General features: G+C 52.3%; 17 protein-coding genes and 1 pseudogene. 5 read left to right on the top strand and 13 right to left on the bottom strand.

Features of this window, described 5'->3' with window-relative positions; translation table 11 throughout:
* Positions 1–36: 36 nt before the first annotated feature.
* From RVM26_RS12975 to RVM26_RS12990, 4 genes are all read left to right on the top strand, one after another.
* Entirely contained in the window at positions 37–1,599 is a 1,563-nt protein-coding gene (locus RVM26_RS12975; protein WP_498941752.1) for an ATP-binding protein, read from the top strand.
* Positions 1,600–1,658: 59 nt separating this feature from the next.
* Positions 1,659–2,645, top strand: coding sequence for an RpnC/YadD family protein (locus tag RVM26_RS12980; RefSeq protein WP_498939030.1), 987 nt, complete (start codon positions 1,659–1,661; stop codon positions 2,643–2,645).
* A 47-nt stretch (positions 2,646–2,692) separates the two neighbouring features.
* Entirely contained in the window at positions 2,693–2,908 is a 216-nt protein-coding gene (locus RVM26_RS12985) for an RpnC/YadD family protein (protein ID WP_498939032.1), read from the top strand.
* Between the two features lie 136 nt (positions 2,909–3,044).
* On the top strand, positions 3,045–3,239 hold the full coding sequence (locus RVM26_RS12990) for an RpnC/YadD family protein (protein ID WP_498939034.1): 195 nt from the start codon (positions 3,045–3,047) through the stop codon (positions 3,237–3,239).
* Positions 3,240–3,289: 50 nt separating this feature from the next.
* Here the strand turns inward: RVM26_RS12990 and RVM26_RS12995 are convergent, their stop codons facing one another.
* From RVM26_RS12995 to RVM26_RS13015, 5 genes and pseudogenes are all read right to left on the bottom strand, one after another.
* Positions 3,290–4,465, bottom strand: a complete 1,176-nt coding sequence (locus RVM26_RS12995; RefSeq protein ID WP_498939036.1) for an RNA-guided endonuclease InsQ/TnpB family protein — start codon at positions 4,463–4,465, stop codon at positions 3,290–3,292.
* 129 nt (positions 4,466–4,594) lie between these two features.
* Positions 4,595–5,188 (bottom strand): hypothetical protein, encoded by a 594-nt coding sequence (locus RVM26_RS13000; RefSeq protein ID WP_498939038.1) that lies wholly within the window; start codon positions 5,186–5,188, stop codon positions 4,595–4,597.
* Positions 5,189–5,294: 106 nt separating this feature from the next.
* Complete coding sequence (locus RVM26_RS13005) at positions 5,295–5,492, bottom strand: hypothetical protein (protein WP_289109523.1); 198 nt, start codon at positions 5,490–5,492, stop codon at positions 5,295–5,297.
* Between the two features lie 6 nt (positions 5,493–5,498).
* Complete coding sequence (locus RVM26_RS13010; protein WP_498939040.1) at positions 5,499–5,855, bottom strand: hypothetical protein; 357 nt, start codon at positions 5,853–5,855, stop codon at positions 5,499–5,501.
* Between the two features lie 79 nt (positions 5,856–5,934).
* Positions 5,935–6,063: pseudogene (locus RVM26_RS13015) on the bottom strand (flagellin); the annotation flags it as partial.
* 125 nt (positions 6,064–6,188) lie between these two features.
* Here RVM26_RS13015 and RVM26_RS13020 point away from each other — a divergent pair.
* Positions 6,189–6,542, top strand: a complete 354-nt coding sequence (locus RVM26_RS13020; RefSeq protein WP_016915079.1) for an HVO_A0114 family putative DNA-binding protein — start codon at positions 6,189–6,191, stop codon at positions 6,540–6,542.
* On the opposite strand, the gene RVM26_RS13025 is transcribed toward RVM26_RS13020, so the two are convergent.
* From RVM26_RS13025 to RVM26_RS13060, 8 genes are all read right to left on the bottom strand, one after another.
* Entirely contained in the window at positions 6,529–6,723 is a 195-nt protein-coding gene (locus RVM26_RS13025) for a hypothetical protein (protein ID WP_498939042.1), read from the bottom strand. The two genes, RVM26_RS13020 and RVM26_RS13025, sit on opposite strands and share 14 nt — an antisense overlap.
* A gap of 308 nt (positions 6,724–7,031) precedes the next feature.
* Complete coding sequence (locus RVM26_RS13030) at positions 7,032–7,268, bottom strand: hypothetical protein (RefSeq protein ID WP_074211464.1); 237 nt, start codon at positions 7,266–7,268, stop codon at positions 7,032–7,034.
* A gap of 140 nt (positions 7,269–7,408) precedes the next feature.
* On the bottom strand, positions 7,409–7,690 hold the full coding sequence (locus RVM26_RS13035) for a hypothetical protein (protein WP_074211463.1): 282 nt from the start codon (positions 7,688–7,690) through the stop codon (positions 7,409–7,411).
* Positions 7,691–7,700: 10 nt separating this feature from the next.
* A complete protein-coding gene (locus tag RVM26_RS13040) occupies positions 7,701–7,880 on the bottom strand; it encodes a hypothetical protein (protein ID WP_074211462.1) in 180 nt (59 codons plus the stop codon).
* A gap of 74 nt (positions 7,881–7,954) precedes the next feature.
* On the bottom strand, positions 7,955–9,067 hold the full coding sequence (locus RVM26_RS13045) for a flagellin family protein (RefSeq protein WP_498939045.1): 1,113 nt from the start codon (positions 9,065–9,067) through the stop codon (positions 7,955–7,957).
* Between the two features lie 260 nt (positions 9,068–9,327).
* Positions 9,328–10,728, bottom strand: coding sequence for a flagellar filament capping protein FliD (fliD, locus tag RVM26_RS13050; RefSeq protein ID WP_498939047.1), 1,401 nt, complete (start codon positions 10,726–10,728; stop codon positions 9,328–9,330).
* Between the two features lie 213 nt (positions 10,729–10,941).
* Positions 10,942–12,291, bottom strand: a complete 1,350-nt coding sequence (fliD, locus tag RVM26_RS13055; protein ID WP_498939049.1) for a flagellar filament capping protein FliD — start codon at positions 12,289–12,291, stop codon at positions 10,942–10,944.
* Between the two features lie 177 nt (positions 12,292–12,468).
* Entirely contained in the window at positions 12,469–13,791 is a 1,323-nt protein-coding gene (locus tag RVM26_RS13060) for a UDP-glucose dehydrogenase family protein (RefSeq protein WP_044630020.1), read from the bottom strand.
* Positions 13,792–13,888: the final 97 nt, after the last annotated feature.

Genomic DNA, 13,888 nt, shown 5'->3' on the forward strand with positions numbered 1-13,888 from the left:
CCCATCGTTTGCACAGCGCCACCCTTGGAGGACAGCATGCCAGCTACTCATCGCCGTAAACTGCCCATCGGGATTCAGACCTTTTCCGATATTCGCGAAGGCGGCTACTACTATGTCGATAAAACACCGTTCATTGAGAAGCTGGCCAACCAAAATAAATACTACTTCCTCTCTCGCCCGCGCCGGTTTGGCAAAAGCCTATTGCTGGATACGTTAGGCTGCCTGTTTGAAGGCCGCCAAGCACTGTTTGAAGGCCTATATATTTACGATAAGTGGGACTGGCAGCAGCGTTACCCCGTGGTGCGTTTAAGCTTTGGGAGCGGGGTGATGCAAACACGTCAGGAATTGGACGTACGTATCCGCGACCAGTTGCGCACCGAACGTGAGCGGCTTGGACTAACGCTAACCTATGATACCGATATTGCCGGTGAGTTAGCGCACCTACTTCGTCAAGCTCACACGCACGCCGGTCAACGCGTTGTCGTGCTGATTGACGAATACGACAAACCGATTTTGGATAACCTGCTTAACCCTGCATTAGCCCGCGAACTGCGTGAAGGGCTTAAAAATCTCTATAGTGTGCTGAAAGATGCCGACCCCCATTTGCATTTCGTGCTGCTCACCGGCGTCTCCAAGTTCAGCAAGGTCAGCCTGTTTTCAGGGTTAAATAACCTCAACGACATTACGCTAGATACACCATATGCGGATATTTGCGGCTATACCGACCACGATATTGATACCGTATTTGCCCCCGAGCTTTCCGGGCTTGACCGCGACGAGATCCGCCGATGGTACAACGGCTACCGCTGGGGTGGGCAGGATGTGCCCAGCGTATACAACCCCTTTGACGTACTGCTATTACTACAAAAACGTATTTTCAGCCCCTACTGGTTTGAGAGCGCGACTCCTACGTTCCTGGTCGATGTACTGACGCAACGCGGAGTGTTTACACCCGCACTCAGCCAACTACAGACGGAAGCAGAGCTACTGGGGCGCTTCGATGTTGACCATATCGCCACAGAAGCGCTGCTATTCCAAACGGGTTACCTAACGGTACACGCCACCGAAGAACCCATGACAGGCTACCGCCTTTACACACTGGGTTACCCAAACCGCGAAGTAGAAATCAGCCTTAACCAAGCGCTTTTGCCACTACTAGGCCTTCAAGAACCACCCCGGGAACGACTAACGCTGTTCCGCCTGCTACAGGCTCATGATCTCGCGGGCCTAGGCATCCACCTCAAAGCACTCTATGCCGGTTTGCCCCACGACTGGTACCGAAACAATCCTATTGCCCAGTACGAAGGCCACTATGCCAGCGTGTTCTACAGCCATTTCGCTGCGCTAGGTGTAAAGGTGACGGTGGAAGACGCCAGCCACCACGGCAAAGTCGATATGAGCGTCGATTTTAACGGCCATATCTACCTGTTTGAATTCAAAGTGGTTGAACAGCTACCCGAAGGTAAAGCGCTAGAGCAGATTAAAGCCAAAGGCTACGCCGACAAACACCGCGCCAGCGGAAAGCCGATCCACTTGGTGGGCGTTGAGTTTTCAAGCGTTCAACGGCAGATAGTCGCGTTTGACGTGGAGACGCTTTAAGTTAGGTTTAGCCAGCAATGAAAGAGTGGTACAACATGTGTATTTAGACAGGAGTACGCATGGCTAATCACCCGCACGATACCGGCTACAAGGAGCTATTTAGCTACCCTGAGTTTGTTCAACAGTTGATGGAAGGGTTTGCACCTCCAGAAATCGCCCAACTGATGAATTTCTCGACGCTGCAAAATCACAGCGGCAACTACATCACGCCCCTGTTCGAGGAGAAATTCGAAGACGTGGTGTGGTCGGTGGAGATCACCTGGGAGGGTATCACCCAAGAAGTGTATCTCTACATCCTATTGGAGTTTCAGTCGTCGGTTGATCGCACGATGCCCATCCGGTTGATGCACTACGTGGCCTGCTTTTACGACCACCTGCTCAAGAATGGCACCACCACACCGAGCAAAGGGCTACCACCCATTCTGCCTATTGTGCTGTACAACGGCTCTGAGCGCTGGACGGCACGCCAGGATATCTACGACATGGTGTACCCGGAACCACCAGCTTTTCTTCAAGTCTATCAACCACACCTACGGTACTACCTTGTGGATGAAGGGCGCTATACTGATGAAGAGCTGGGATTACGCCCAACACCGCTGAGCGGCGTGTTCAGTATTGAAAAGGCATCTGCCGACAGGAAAGGGCTGCAGCAAGCCGTTGATCGCATTGTTGCCATCATACAAGCCTCCCCTGATAAAGAGCGGATCGATAACATTATCACCCGCTGGCTCAAACGATATCTTCAGCGGCTAGGAGCCAAGGCAAACCTGGACCAGCTCACAAGCCTGATGGAGGACAAAGACATGTTGGCTGAAAATCTTGAAAACTGGGCGCAGCAAGAGCGCCAAGCGGGCATTGAAAAAGGCACAAAGCTAGGCATCGAACAGGGCAAAAAGCTAGGCATCGAACAGGGCACAAAGCTAGGTATCGAAAAAACTGCGCGCAACCTACTGAAGCTTGGGGTGCTGAGTAACGAGCAGATTGCCGAGGCAACAGGGTTGGATCTAGAAGACATTGCCAAACTGCAAACAGAGCTAAAACATTAACGGTCTTAACGAATCAGGCCCGCTCCCAGGCTTGCGAAGATAAAGAGATGTTGGCTGAAAACATTAAAAACTGGATGCAGGAAGAGCGCCAAGCGGGTCGTCAAGAAGGCCTGCAAGAGGCGGAGCACCGTGCTCTGGAAAGTAAACGCAATGCTGCCCGCAAACTCATTGCACTCACCGAAATGAGCGACCAGCTCATCGCCGATATTGAAGAACTGCCTGTAGAAGAGGTTGAAAAGCTACGCACCGACATTAAGCACTAACTCATACTGCCAAAGCTCGCTTTCCAGGCAACACCCTAGATCCATGTGATGGGCGTCAAGCGTTCTACGATATCTTCAGCGGCTAGGAGCCAAGGCAAACCTAGACCAGCTCACAAGCTTGATGGAGGACAAAGACATGTTGGCAGAAAATCTTGAAAACTGGGCGCAGCAAGAACGGCAAGCGGGAATTGAAAAAGGCACAAAGCTAGGCATCGAAAAAACTGCGCGCAACCTACTGAAGCTTGGGGTGCTGAGTAACGATCAGATTGCCGAGGCAACCGGGTTGGCCCTAGAAGACATTGCCAAGCTGCACGCAGAGATACAGCGGTGACTGCTCCCCGCCCTAAGCGCTGACGCGCCACGGGCGAGGCTTCCCACTTCTCAGGCAGCTGCCGACGATGTGCCGGACTTACGCAAGCCTCCATGGGCAGAGACGGACAGCCCTTCCGCCTTCAGCTCGATAATGCCTTGATGCTTGATGTTCAGCGCCGCGTTGATGTCCCGGTCGTGCTGTGTGTGGCAGGCGGGGCACTCCCACGACCGGACGTTCAACGGCATGGCGTCCATCTTGTGCTGGCAGACATGGCAGGTCTTGGAGCTGGCAAACCACGGGTCAATCTTGACCAGATGCTTGCCCTGCTCCCTGGCCTTGTAGTCCAGCTTGGTCATCAAGGCATGCCAGGACGCATCGCCGATGTGCTTGGCGAGGCAGGTGTTTTTCATCATGTTGCGGACCTTCAGCGTCTCGACGATCACCGCTTGATTATCGTCAACGATCTGTCGAGAGAGCTTGTGCTGGAAGTCGTTGCGGGCATTGGCGACCCGCTCATACGCCTTGGCGACGAGTAACCGTGCCTTGGCCCGGCGGGCGCTGCCCTTCTTCGTGCGTGACAATGCCTGCTGTTTGCGCTTGAGGTTCTTCTGCGCCTGCTTGAGGAAGCGCGGATTGGCGACCTTGCGGCCATTTGAGTCGATAGCAAGATGGGATAGCCCCATGTCCAGTCCGACGACGCGAGAGGTATCAACGTCCATGGTCGGCACGGGGGTCGCCTGGTCGGTATCAAAGAGCAGCGAGGCGTAGTGCTTGCCGGTGACGGTACGGGTCAGGGTGATGCTTTTCAGCCTGCCCTCGACCTGGCGATGCATCCTGGCCTTGATCGGCCCCAGTTTGGGCACCTTGATCCAGTTGTCGCCGGCCTTGACGCCGACGCAGTGGTAGCTGGATTGTTTGCCCCGCTTGCTCTTGAAGCGCGGATAGCCGGCCTTCTGCTTGGGGTCGAAGAAGCGCTGGAAAGCATGGTCGAGGTTCAAGCACGCCTGCTGGAGGGCGATGGAATCGGCATCTTTCAGCCACCCATATTTGCGCGACTTCTTGGCCACCGGCAGCAGCTTTTTGATGTCGTGCTTGGCGCTCAGCGACTGGCCGTGACGCTTGTGGCGATGGGAAATGATGCGAAGGCCGGTGTTATAGACGAAGCGCACCGCGCCGAACTGGCGGTTCAGGAACTCCGCCTGCTCGGTCGTGGGGTAGAGTCGTAACTTCGTAGCCTTCAGCATGGCGCGCCATTGATGCATGGATATATGTACAGCTTATGCCGCCGGGCCCCATACCGCAAACCCAGCAGCGCTATCGCGCTGCCCGCTTGTATCCCCGCCCGAGTGGGCGAGGGTTTACGCGGATTTTTGCTAAACCCTCGCCTGCCCTTGAATTACCGCATTAAAGCCTGCTGGGGTAATCGGTTGGTGTTCGGCATCGACCACCGTGCCCCCTAAGCGCGCCAGCTTTTTAGAGAGCGATACCAACTTCGCTAGCTGGAGCTTGCTAGGCGTTAGCGTGCGGCTGCTTTTAACAATTTTAATGCTCACCCCCTTGACTGGCGGGTGGCTCGCTGGTGATTCGGTTAAGGGGGGAAGCTGAGCAGCGCCTACAGCGTTTTCAATGACGATCGGCGTGCGAGAAGAATCCCCCGCCACGGCAAAGGTCTTGGTGCGCTGTTCATACACCGCACCTGCCGAACTCAATACCGCACTCAAGCGGTCGTTCAGCGCAGGCGACGGCTCCTCGAACAGCACCTTTACCTCCCAGGCCGCACTTTCCTCATTCAGCAAGGCCGGGCCTTCTGGCGCCACGACAGGCGGCGCCCCGCCCAACGCCCCTGCTGCCACCGGCACCGCGCTTGCCCGCCGTGCCAGCATCATGTACCCCGCCACACACCCACAAGTAAAACTTAGCCAAAGCGCACCAATCGCCACCACCAATACCAGTGTTTGCGTATCCATCGCCTTCATCTCATTCTATTTGCCAAGCAAAGCAAAGCTTTATTTTTATGCATGAAACATTAGCCCAGGACAGAAAATTAGCAAGCTAACTATCGGTTACGTTATGTCACTCTTTGTTGAGCATCCCCATTGTATGTTCGCGCTGCTGCTTGATAGCGCTGTCCAAAATATCCAACAGTGCCTGGTAATCTTCTGGCATGGAGGCATCCAGCCCGTGCTGCTCTACCCGCGCTATCGTTGCCTGGGTTTCACGAATCAGCGTTTCTAACGCGAGCGCTACTTGTTCATGCTCCTCGGGCTGCATACTCACTTAATGGCCTTGCTGCAGGCGTTGTACCCGCGCATACAGCTGCTTGGCGTTTTCAACCGCTGTGGCTTCATACGCATCCAGGGTGAGCAGCATATCTTTACGCGGGTCGTTCATTGCTGCTTCCAGCTCGTTACGGTAGCGTTTTAGCAGATGCTCCAGGTTCATACGGATCATGGTGAGTTCCAACTGGAACTCCGCCTTCAGCTTGGCGTAGCGCTCTTTTTGCTCAGGCGCTGCGCTGCTGGCTTCCACAACGGCACTAATCGTCAGCTTGATCTGCTTTTCAACCGCATTGAGCTTGGGGACGAGGTCGTTGACGACCTCACGGGCTGAGATGGTGGTGCTTTTTTGAGTCAAAATACTACCTATTCAAGTGTAGAATAAACCATTGATTTACCTTAATAAGGTGCTAGTACTACTTGAAAATTTCAGCCAGTTACTCAAGCAGCATCAATATATTTTGGGGTATTTGGTTGGCCTGGGCCAGTACCGAGGTGCCTACTTCCTGTAAGATTTGGGCACGGGTCATATCAGCTACTTCAACAGCGTAGTCGGCATCCATAATCAACAATTGACACCTGAAGTCAACCCACCTATATCCTTCTATGGAATAGGATGTTAGTGCATGGAAGATCACTTAATCGAAGATTTTTGGAAACAGGTCGATGACATACTTCGAGAGGAAGGGATATGACCACTGTCAAAATTGGTATCATGAACCGTGATGAATTCCGCCAGCGCACCATCTCGATTGCCAAAGGCCTCTATCAACCTACTGCTGAAGAGCCCAAGATATGGTTCGATAGCGTCGAGTCCATGTCTCGTCTGTTGAATACAAAAAACCTTGAGCTACTTAAAACGATTCGCCAATGCAAGCCACAATCCTTGGGAGAGCTTGCTGAAATCACAGGGCGTCGCAAAGAGAGCCTGAGCCGCACCATTAAAAAGATGGGTGACTATGGCTTGGTAGAAATCAAAGAAGGTCCTCGGCATGCTAAAACGCCTGTTGTGACGGCTGACAGGTTTGAAGTCACGCTAATGTAAGGTGTTCCTGCCGGTAACCGGTAACTGCAAGGTTGGTGGAGCGCCTACTGATAAGCGGGTATACGGCGACGCGGCTTACCAGTCTTTGCTCCACCGCATATTCACTTAACGCCAGCTGCTGGGATGAGGCATGGAACAAATGGCCCAGCCAGAAGGCCTGTGTCGAGGTCAGGTCGGTCATGGTGTCCTCCTTGGAATCGGGTGACACTAGTCTGACGCGTGCTACTCAGCTGTAGAAGATGGGGTTGATGGAGCGCTTACAGGAATACAGCAACGCAGCAATCTCAAACCAACAGCAGTGCCTTGGTATGCTCACGCTGTTGTTTAATCGCCTCATCCAAAATCGTCAGCAGCTTGTAGTAATCCGCTGGCATCTGCTCATCCATACCAGTTGCTTCAAAGCGGATTAACGTTTGTTGCGTTTAGTCGATAAGTGCTTGAAGCTCGTTAATACCACGCTGTTGGTCGTCATCGTTCATACTGCTCCGCTTATTTTTTAAAAACAACAAGGGTGTTATAGTCACGACTAAGAGTTAATGAAAATACACGCCCATCACCTACTCCCCAGCACTCATTAGTTATTTCGACAGGTCTCATCCCTTTACGAGTTTCCTCAACCATCCAGCCAGGAATATAGTATCTGGTATCGCAGACCCTATCAAAAACTTGAATCTTAATCTTCCCTCTCACACGAGCACCAAGAACCTTGAAGGCCATCATATACATTTAAAACACCTCAAAAAACTCTATCAGCACTATTGTCTACCTAAAAACTGCCAAACATAAACACCAGTCGAAAAGAATTTCCCATCTACCTCTTTAATATGAATAATTGGGAATTTTTAGCTTGCAAAAATTCCCAATTATTACACACCATAATACTTTAGCAACTTATCAAGCTCACTAAAATCTTTAACTTCTGACATTTTTTGTATCGGAAGAGAATAAACATCACTCATAACCAAACGGCGAACAATTTCTTTAGACACAAGATAACCAGGAATGAAACCAAGAGCCTCACCAGCATTTTCTACATTTTCACCCGAGAAAAGAATGTCATTAACACCATACCCAGCAACATCAAAAGATACTTTTAAATAAACGCCATCAATCCAGTGTGTTAAATAACTATAACTTACATTACTCATAAAAACTCCCCTACTCATCTTCCTCTACTGGCGCAGCACTGCAGTCAGGAAGCTGATTGTAATCCGGCAAAATTTCTTTTTGGATGTAATCGTCGACGTCTATATCCATTATCATCCCACTGCCATAATCAACCCTTACATTATTGACATCTCCATTTTCCAAATGATTAGCACAGATACCTTTTGCCATTTTATCTCTCCATTACAAAAACGGGGCCTTTCGGCCCCGTTATATATCGATCAATCAGCTTAAAAGCTAACCCATTAACCCAACAGAGAAAGAACGTTCTGCGGAACTTGGTTAGCCTGAGCTAGTACGGAAGTACCCGCCTGCTGCAGAATCTGCGCACGGGTCATGTTGGCCACTTCCTTTGCATAGTCAGCATCTTCGATGCGCGAACGAGCAGCAGCGAGGTTAGTCTCGTTGGTCTGCAAGTTGGTGATGGCTGACTCAAAGCGGTTCTGGATGGCACCCAGATCGGAACGCAGTGTATCCACATCACTCAGGGCTTGATCAATAGCTGCTAACGGAGATGTGGTTTTCTCTGCCAGAATTTCTGCAGTATCAGAATTGAAGTTCACGGTCAGTGTACCGTCATTGGTACCTGCACCTGCAGTACCATCACCAATTGTAAAGGTGGTTGAATCTACTGCAATATAAGCACTTTCTCCAGCTGCGTCAGTGCCAGTTACGTACCACTGACCTTTATCATCTTGAGAAAGGCCTGTTGCTGTGAAGGCCGTACCCGCACCGCCATCTGTTAGCGTCAAGTTTCCGGCGGGAACATCATCCCCATCTCCGTCAACGAAATCACCAGTTGCAAGAGCAGTAAGCCCAGCAGCTTCGACGCCATTAACATTGAAGGTATCCATGTTTAATGTCGCCGAAGTAATTTCCTTCAGATTAACTTCAATTGCTTCGCCGTCATTGGCACCGACCTGAATAGAAAGCGCTTGATCAGAGGCAAGCACTTTAACACCGTTGAAGCTGGTTTCTTTAGAAATACGATCGATTTCTGAGAGACGCTGACCAATTTCTGCCTGGATAGAGTCCAGGTCAGCTTGAGAATTGGTATCATTAGCAGCTTGGACGCTCAGTTCACGAATACGCTGCAGGTTGTCGTTGACCTGATTCAGCGCGCCTTCGGCAGTCTGAGCGACGGAGATGCCGTCGTTGGCGTTACGCTGTGCCTGAGACAGACCGGTGATCTGGGAGGACATGCGGTTGGCGATGGCCTGACCGGCCGCATCATCCTTGGCACTGTTGATGCGCAGGCCGGAGGAGAGACGCTCCATGGAGGTCTGAAGCGCGTTCTGGCTCTTGCTCAGATTGGACTGGCCAATCATGGAGGTGATGTTGGTATTGATCACTGACATGGTGTGATTCTCCTTGCGTTAACACTGGCCTTGAAGGCCCGCTTTTCGGCTACTGGTTGCGCCGTTATATTGATTAACGGCCTAAGGAGGAGAACCTTTAGGGGTGAGTAGTAAAAAATTATGTAATGTTTGGTAACTGGGGTGATGGCATTGGTCATTAGGCGACATCGGTCGCGAGCTAAAGCTGCCTCCCACACTGGCTCTTGCCTCAGAAGCAACAAAGCCCCCTTAAGGTGGGGGCTTCGGGCAATTGGTAGCGGCTACCTCTTGCGCCCTAGCTGTGCATCTAGCGCATCAAACTGCTGGGTTAGGTAGCTGCTCATGCTGTTCATTTGGGCAATCATGCTATCTAGCTGGCCGAACTGGGTGCGGTAGCGGCTGATGGTGCGCTCGATGGTCACTTCCATGCGTTCAAAGCGTTCGTCTAGGCTTTTCACGCGGTTTTCGGCACCGCTAATCGCTAGCTTGACTACTCCGTTATCGCCAAGCATTCGCTCTACGGTGCTGTCGAGCTGGGCTGCCAAGCCATTCCCTGCTTCGCCACCTACGAAAAAGTCGCTGAGTGCTTGGGGGTTATTGGCGACTAGATCGCTGATTTTATCGTCATCCATTTCCAGCGTGCCGTCTCGTTGCAGGGTAATGCCTAGCTGGTTAAGCGTGGAAAGCTCGCCCCCGGCTACGCCTCCCGTCAGCACACTACGCAGGCGGCTCTCAATGGTGCGCACGGTGTTATCGCCTACCAATTCACCCGCGGTTTCGCTGTCGCCATTAAAGCTGGTGAGTTTGCCAATGGTGCCTTTGAGGTCGTTAAACGCTTTTACAAAACCGTTAATGGCTTCGCGCTGCTTGAGCGTATCGCGCTCTACATTAACCGTGCTGGTGGCGGTTTCGCCATCGGCAATGCTGAGTTCCGCTAAATTAAGGGTAACGCCCTGAATGGCCCCTTCGATCTGGTTGTTGGCGCTGCTAATGGCAATGCCATTGACCGTCAGTGCTGCATCTTCGCCAGCACGCTTGGTGGCGGCATCTTCAGCAAAGGGCCCTGCTACCGTGACTTCAGGGGATTGGCTGGTATCGACAAAGCTAAAGCTGGCAATAGAAGCATCCGCGCCGGTATTTTTAGAACTGAGCGCCAGCCGGTAGCCTTGGCCATCGTTGATGATGGTGGCGTTAACGCCTGCATCTTTATTGGCGTTAATGGCATCGCGTATCGCGGAGAGGCTGCTGCCGGGGGCGATATCAATATCGACAGCGTCCGCACCGCCAAACCCCAGCCGTATGGCCGTTGCGCCTTGCAGGTCTAGCGCGGTGTCTCGGTCAGTCACACGGGTTGAAGCTAACGTACCGGAGGTGGCTAACTGCGATACCTCTACCCGGTAGCTACCGGGCAGGGCGCTGGCAGACGCCGTGGCTTTAATGGCATCGCCACGTACGTTCGCGGAAAGGCTTTGGTAGAGCTTCGGGTCGTTGAGTTTCGCTACAGCATCTTGAAAGCTGTTTAGCGATGTTTGCAGCTGCCCGTAGGCAGAAATCTTATCCTGCTGTTGCTCTTTTTGGCGGGTAATCGGCGCGAGTTTGCCCCGCTCCGCTTCTTGTAGCTGGTCTAATAAGCCGGTGAGGTCCAGGCCAGAGCCGACGCCTAGAGAGGTTATTGTCGCCATGCAGATGTTCCTCGATGCAAAAGGCTAAACCCACAGTCATTGATACATTGCGCCAACAGTGGCGTTGCGACTGAATTTAATAGTACTTTTATCGACAGAACAACGGCTAGCTTTAGGCCTTTTTTACCTCTTAACGGCGGATGGCTCATTACTTCAACAAAAACGCCTGCTTAGCGCAGGCGTCGTTTTGCAGCGTTTTGTGAGCATGCTGGATTAATTGCGGCCTAACTGAGCGTCCAGCGCATCAAACTGCTGAGTGAGGTAGTCACTGGTTTGGTTCATTTGGGCAATCATGCTATCCAACTGGCCAAACTGAGTGCGGTAGCGAGAAATGGTCTGCTCGATGGATTGCTCCATGCGCGTGTAACGCTCGCCCAGCGACTCAACGCGGTTTTCAGCACCAGAAATCGCGCCGGATACCGTACCATTAGTGCCTAGCAACTGCTCGATGGTTTGGTTCACTTGGCCTGCCATACCTTCGTTATCGGCAGCGCCTGCAAAAAAGGCGGAGAGCGCACCCTGATTATTGGCAATGGCGTCGTCTAGCTTGCCGCTATCGATTTCCAGCGTGCCGTCTCGCTGCAGCGAAATACCGATATCCGTTAGCATCGAGAACTGGCCTTCGATACCTCCACCCAACACGCTGCGTAAACGCGACTCCACCGTGCGTACCGCGCTGTCGCCCAGCAGCTCCCCAGCAGCGCCGGTTTCCGCATTAAAGCTGGTGAGTTCGCCAATGGTGCCTTTTAGGTCGTTGTAGGCATCTACAAAGCCCGTCACCGCTTCGCGCACTGCTAGGGTGTTTTGCTCTACTGAAACGGTGCTATCCCCTTCTGCTTGAAGGTTCAGCGTGACGCCTTGAATTGCACCCTCTACTTGGTTAGTAGGGCTGGTAATGGCCACACCGTTGACATTAAGAACCGCATCTTGGCCTGCTTGCGTAAACTCTGATTCCAACTGCCCGCCAAATGCCGCCCCTAGCGTTATGCCTGAGATAGACGCGTCTTCACCGGTTTGCGTAGAGTTGAGTGCTAGCCGGTAATTGTCACCGTCGAAAATGATAGAGGCAGAGACACCACTATCTTCTTTCGCATTAATGGCATCACGCACTTCTTCAAGCGAGCTGTTGGCAGCAATGTCCACCACAACGTCAGCTTGATCAGCGCCTGCAAAATTGAGTGTCAGCGTGGTCGCTTCTGTGGTCAGGGCGGTGGTTGAATCCGGCACGCCTGCGGTTGCCAGGGTGCCCGATGTGGCTAACTGAGTGACGGATACGTTATAGCTACCGGGCTGCGCTTCGCCATTGGCCGTGGCAGTGAATGCTTCACCGCTAACGTTGGTCGAGAGACTCTCATACAGTGTACTGTCGTTGAGAGCATCCGCCGCGTCTTGAAAGGCAGAAAGAGCCGTTTGCAGTTGGCCGTAGGCAGAGATTTTGGTTTGTTGGGTTTCCAGTTGCTGCTCGATGGGCGCAAGTTTGCCACGCTCAGCTTCTTGCAACTGATCTAGCAAGCCGTTGAGGTCCAGCCCTGAACCGATACCAAGTGATGAAATGGAAGCCATGCGTACCGTCCCTTTTTCGCGTTGTGCGGCCGTCTTACCGATTTTGCGGCAGCCATTATTCAAGTTAGCTAATTAGTTATTTATTCGGCATTGAGCCTATTAACTTTAACAAATTTATTAGCCTTGGGCTTACTCATTTACCAGAAACAGCAAACCAAAGCTATAAACTTCTGTTTATTAAGACTTTCTACCGACACCCACATAGCAAACACCCGCCTCACTCAACGCGCTGGGCGCGTATAAATTACGCCCATCTACCACTAATTTATTGTTTAGCTGGCTGGCTAACCAAGTGAAGTCAACGGTGCGAAATTCTTTCCACTCTGTACAGATGACCAGTGCATCTGCACCTTTTACTGCCTGTATGCGATCGCCTGCGAGCATCAGGTCGTCACGCTCGCCATAAAGCCTTCGGCACTCACCCATCGCTTCCGGGTCGAACGCTTGCACCTTTGCGCCTGCTGCCCACAGGGCTTCCATCAGTGCTCGGCTGGGCGCTTCGCGCATATCATCGGTGCCGGGCTTAAATGCTAGCCCCCAAATAGCAATCACTTTCCCCTCTAAGTTACCGAGGCTCTCTTGCAGTTTTGTGTAAAGCGTTTGTTTTTGGCGCTGATTAACGGCTTCTACGGCTTTTAATAATTCCGGCGTGTAACCTAATTGCAAAGCAGCTTGCTCAAGGGCGTGCACATCTTTAGGAAAACAGGAGCCGCCATAACCACAACCAGGGTAAATAAAGTGATAGCCAATACGCGGGTCGCTCCCTATGCCCCGCCGTACGTCTTCAATATCAACCTCTAAGCGCTCCGCTAAATTCGCCATTTCGTTCATAAAGCTGATTTTGGTCGCCAGCATGGCGTTGGCAGCATATTTCGTCAGTTCTGCCGCTCGCACGCTCATAAACATGAGCTTGTCGTGGTTGCGGTTATAGGGAGCGTAGCAGGCTTTCATGCGCTCTTTTACCCGCTCGCTCTCGGTGCCTACGATAATGCGGGCGCCGCGGGTGAAGTCGTCAATGGCAGCGCCTTCTTTCATAAACTCAGGGTTGGAGCACACATCGAAAGGGTGTTCAACCTTACGTTGCTGTAGCACGCGGCTGATGGTGTCGCTCACACGCTCGGCGGTGCCTACCGGCACCGTCGATTTATCCACCACCAGCTTATAGCCCTGCATGTGCTGGCCGATACTTTCCGCGACGCTTAATACGTACTGCAGGTCGGCGCTGCCACCTTCGTCTGGCGGGGTGCCCACCGCGATAAACAGCGTGTCGCTTTCGGTGACCGCGTGGGCGGCATCTGTGGTAAACCGCAGGCGTCCGGCGGCGACGTTATGGGTAACCAGCTGGCTCAGGCCTGGCTCGAAAATAGGGATCTCACCACGGCTAAGCTGTGCGATGCGGTTAGCATCAATATCCATGCAGATGACCTGATGACCCACATCCGCCAAACACGCACCTGCCACGAGCCCTACATATCCGGTACCAAAGACACTAATCTGCATAATCAACCAGCTCTAAAAAGGAGTGCCGCAAGCCTATCACACCTTTTTTGTAATTCAGATGACACGCAAAACTCAGCCCAATACATAGACCTTGGTC

This window comes from Halomonas sp. KM072, assembly GCF_050710315.1.
In the GTDB taxonomy this organism is placed as follows: domain Bacteria; phylum Pseudomonadota; class Gammaproteobacteria; order Pseudomonadales; family Halomonadaceae; genus Vreelandella; species Vreelandella hamiltonii.

What these genes read in the sequence shown, in the direction of transcription:
- RVM26_RS12985 (WP_498939032.1), top strand. Translation starts at nt 2,693, where the DNA reads ATGTTGGCTGAAAACATTAAAAACTGGATGCAGGAAGAGCGCCAAGCG.
- RVM26_RS13020 (WP_016915079.1), top strand. Translation starts at nt 6,189, where the DNA reads ATGACCACTGTCAAAATTGGTATCATGAACCGTGATGAATTCCGCCAG.
- RVM26_RS12990 (WP_498939034.1), top strand. Translation starts at nt 3,045, where the DNA reads ATGTTGGCAGAAAATCTTGAAAACTGGGCGCAGCAAGAACGGCAAGCG.
- fliD (WP_498939047.1), bottom strand. Translation starts at nt 10,728, where the DNA reads ATGGCGACAATAACCTCTCTAGGCGTCGGCTCTGGCCTGGACCTCACC.
- RVM26_RS13040 (WP_074211462.1), bottom strand. Translation starts at nt 7,880, where the DNA reads ATGGCAAAAGGTATCTGTGCTAATCATTTGGAAAATGGAGATGTCAAT.
- RVM26_RS13005 (WP_289109523.1), bottom strand. Translation starts at nt 5,492, where the DNA reads ATGCAGCCCGAGGAGCATGAACAAGTAGCGCTCGCGTTAGAAACGCTG.
- fliD (WP_498939049.1), bottom strand. Translation starts at nt 12,291, where the DNA reads ATGGCTTCCATTTCATCACTTGGTATCGGTTCAGGGCTGGACCTCAAC.
- RVM26_RS12980 (WP_498939030.1), top strand. Translation starts at nt 1,659, where the DNA reads ATGGCTAATCACCCGCACGATACCGGCTACAAGGAGCTATTTAGCTAC.
- RVM26_RS13045 (WP_498939045.1), bottom strand. Translation starts at nt 9,067, where the DNA reads ATGTCAGTGATCAATACCAACATCACCTCCATGATTGGCCAGTCCAAT.
- RVM26_RS13025 (WP_498939042.1), bottom strand. Translation starts at nt 6,723, where the DNA reads ATGACCGACCTGACCTCGACACAGGCCTTCTGGCTGGGCCATTTGTTC.
- RVM26_RS13000 (WP_498939038.1), bottom strand. Translation starts at nt 5,188, where the DNA reads ATGGATACGCAAACACTGGTATTGGTGGTGGCGATTGGTGCGCTTTGG.
- RVM26_RS13060 (WP_044630020.1), bottom strand. Translation starts at nt 13,791, where the DNA reads ATGCAGATTAGTGTCTTTGGTACCGGATATGTAGGGCTCGTGGCAGGT.
- RVM26_RS13035 (WP_074211463.1), bottom strand. Translation starts at nt 7,690, where the DNA reads ATGAGTAATGTAAGTTATAGTTATTTAACACACTGGATTGATGGCGTT.
- RVM26_RS12995 (WP_498939036.1), bottom strand. Translation starts at nt 4,465, where the DNA reads ATGCTGAAGGCTACGAAGTTACGACTCTACCCCACGACCGAGCAGGCG.
- RVM26_RS12975 (WP_498941752.1), top strand. Translation starts at nt 37, where the DNA reads ATGCCAGCTACTCATCGCCGTAAACTGCCCATCGGGATTCAGACCTTT.
- RVM26_RS13030 (WP_074211464.1), bottom strand. Translation starts at nt 7,268, where the DNA reads ATGTATATGATGGCCTTCAAGGTTCTTGGTGCTCGTGTGAGAGGGAAG.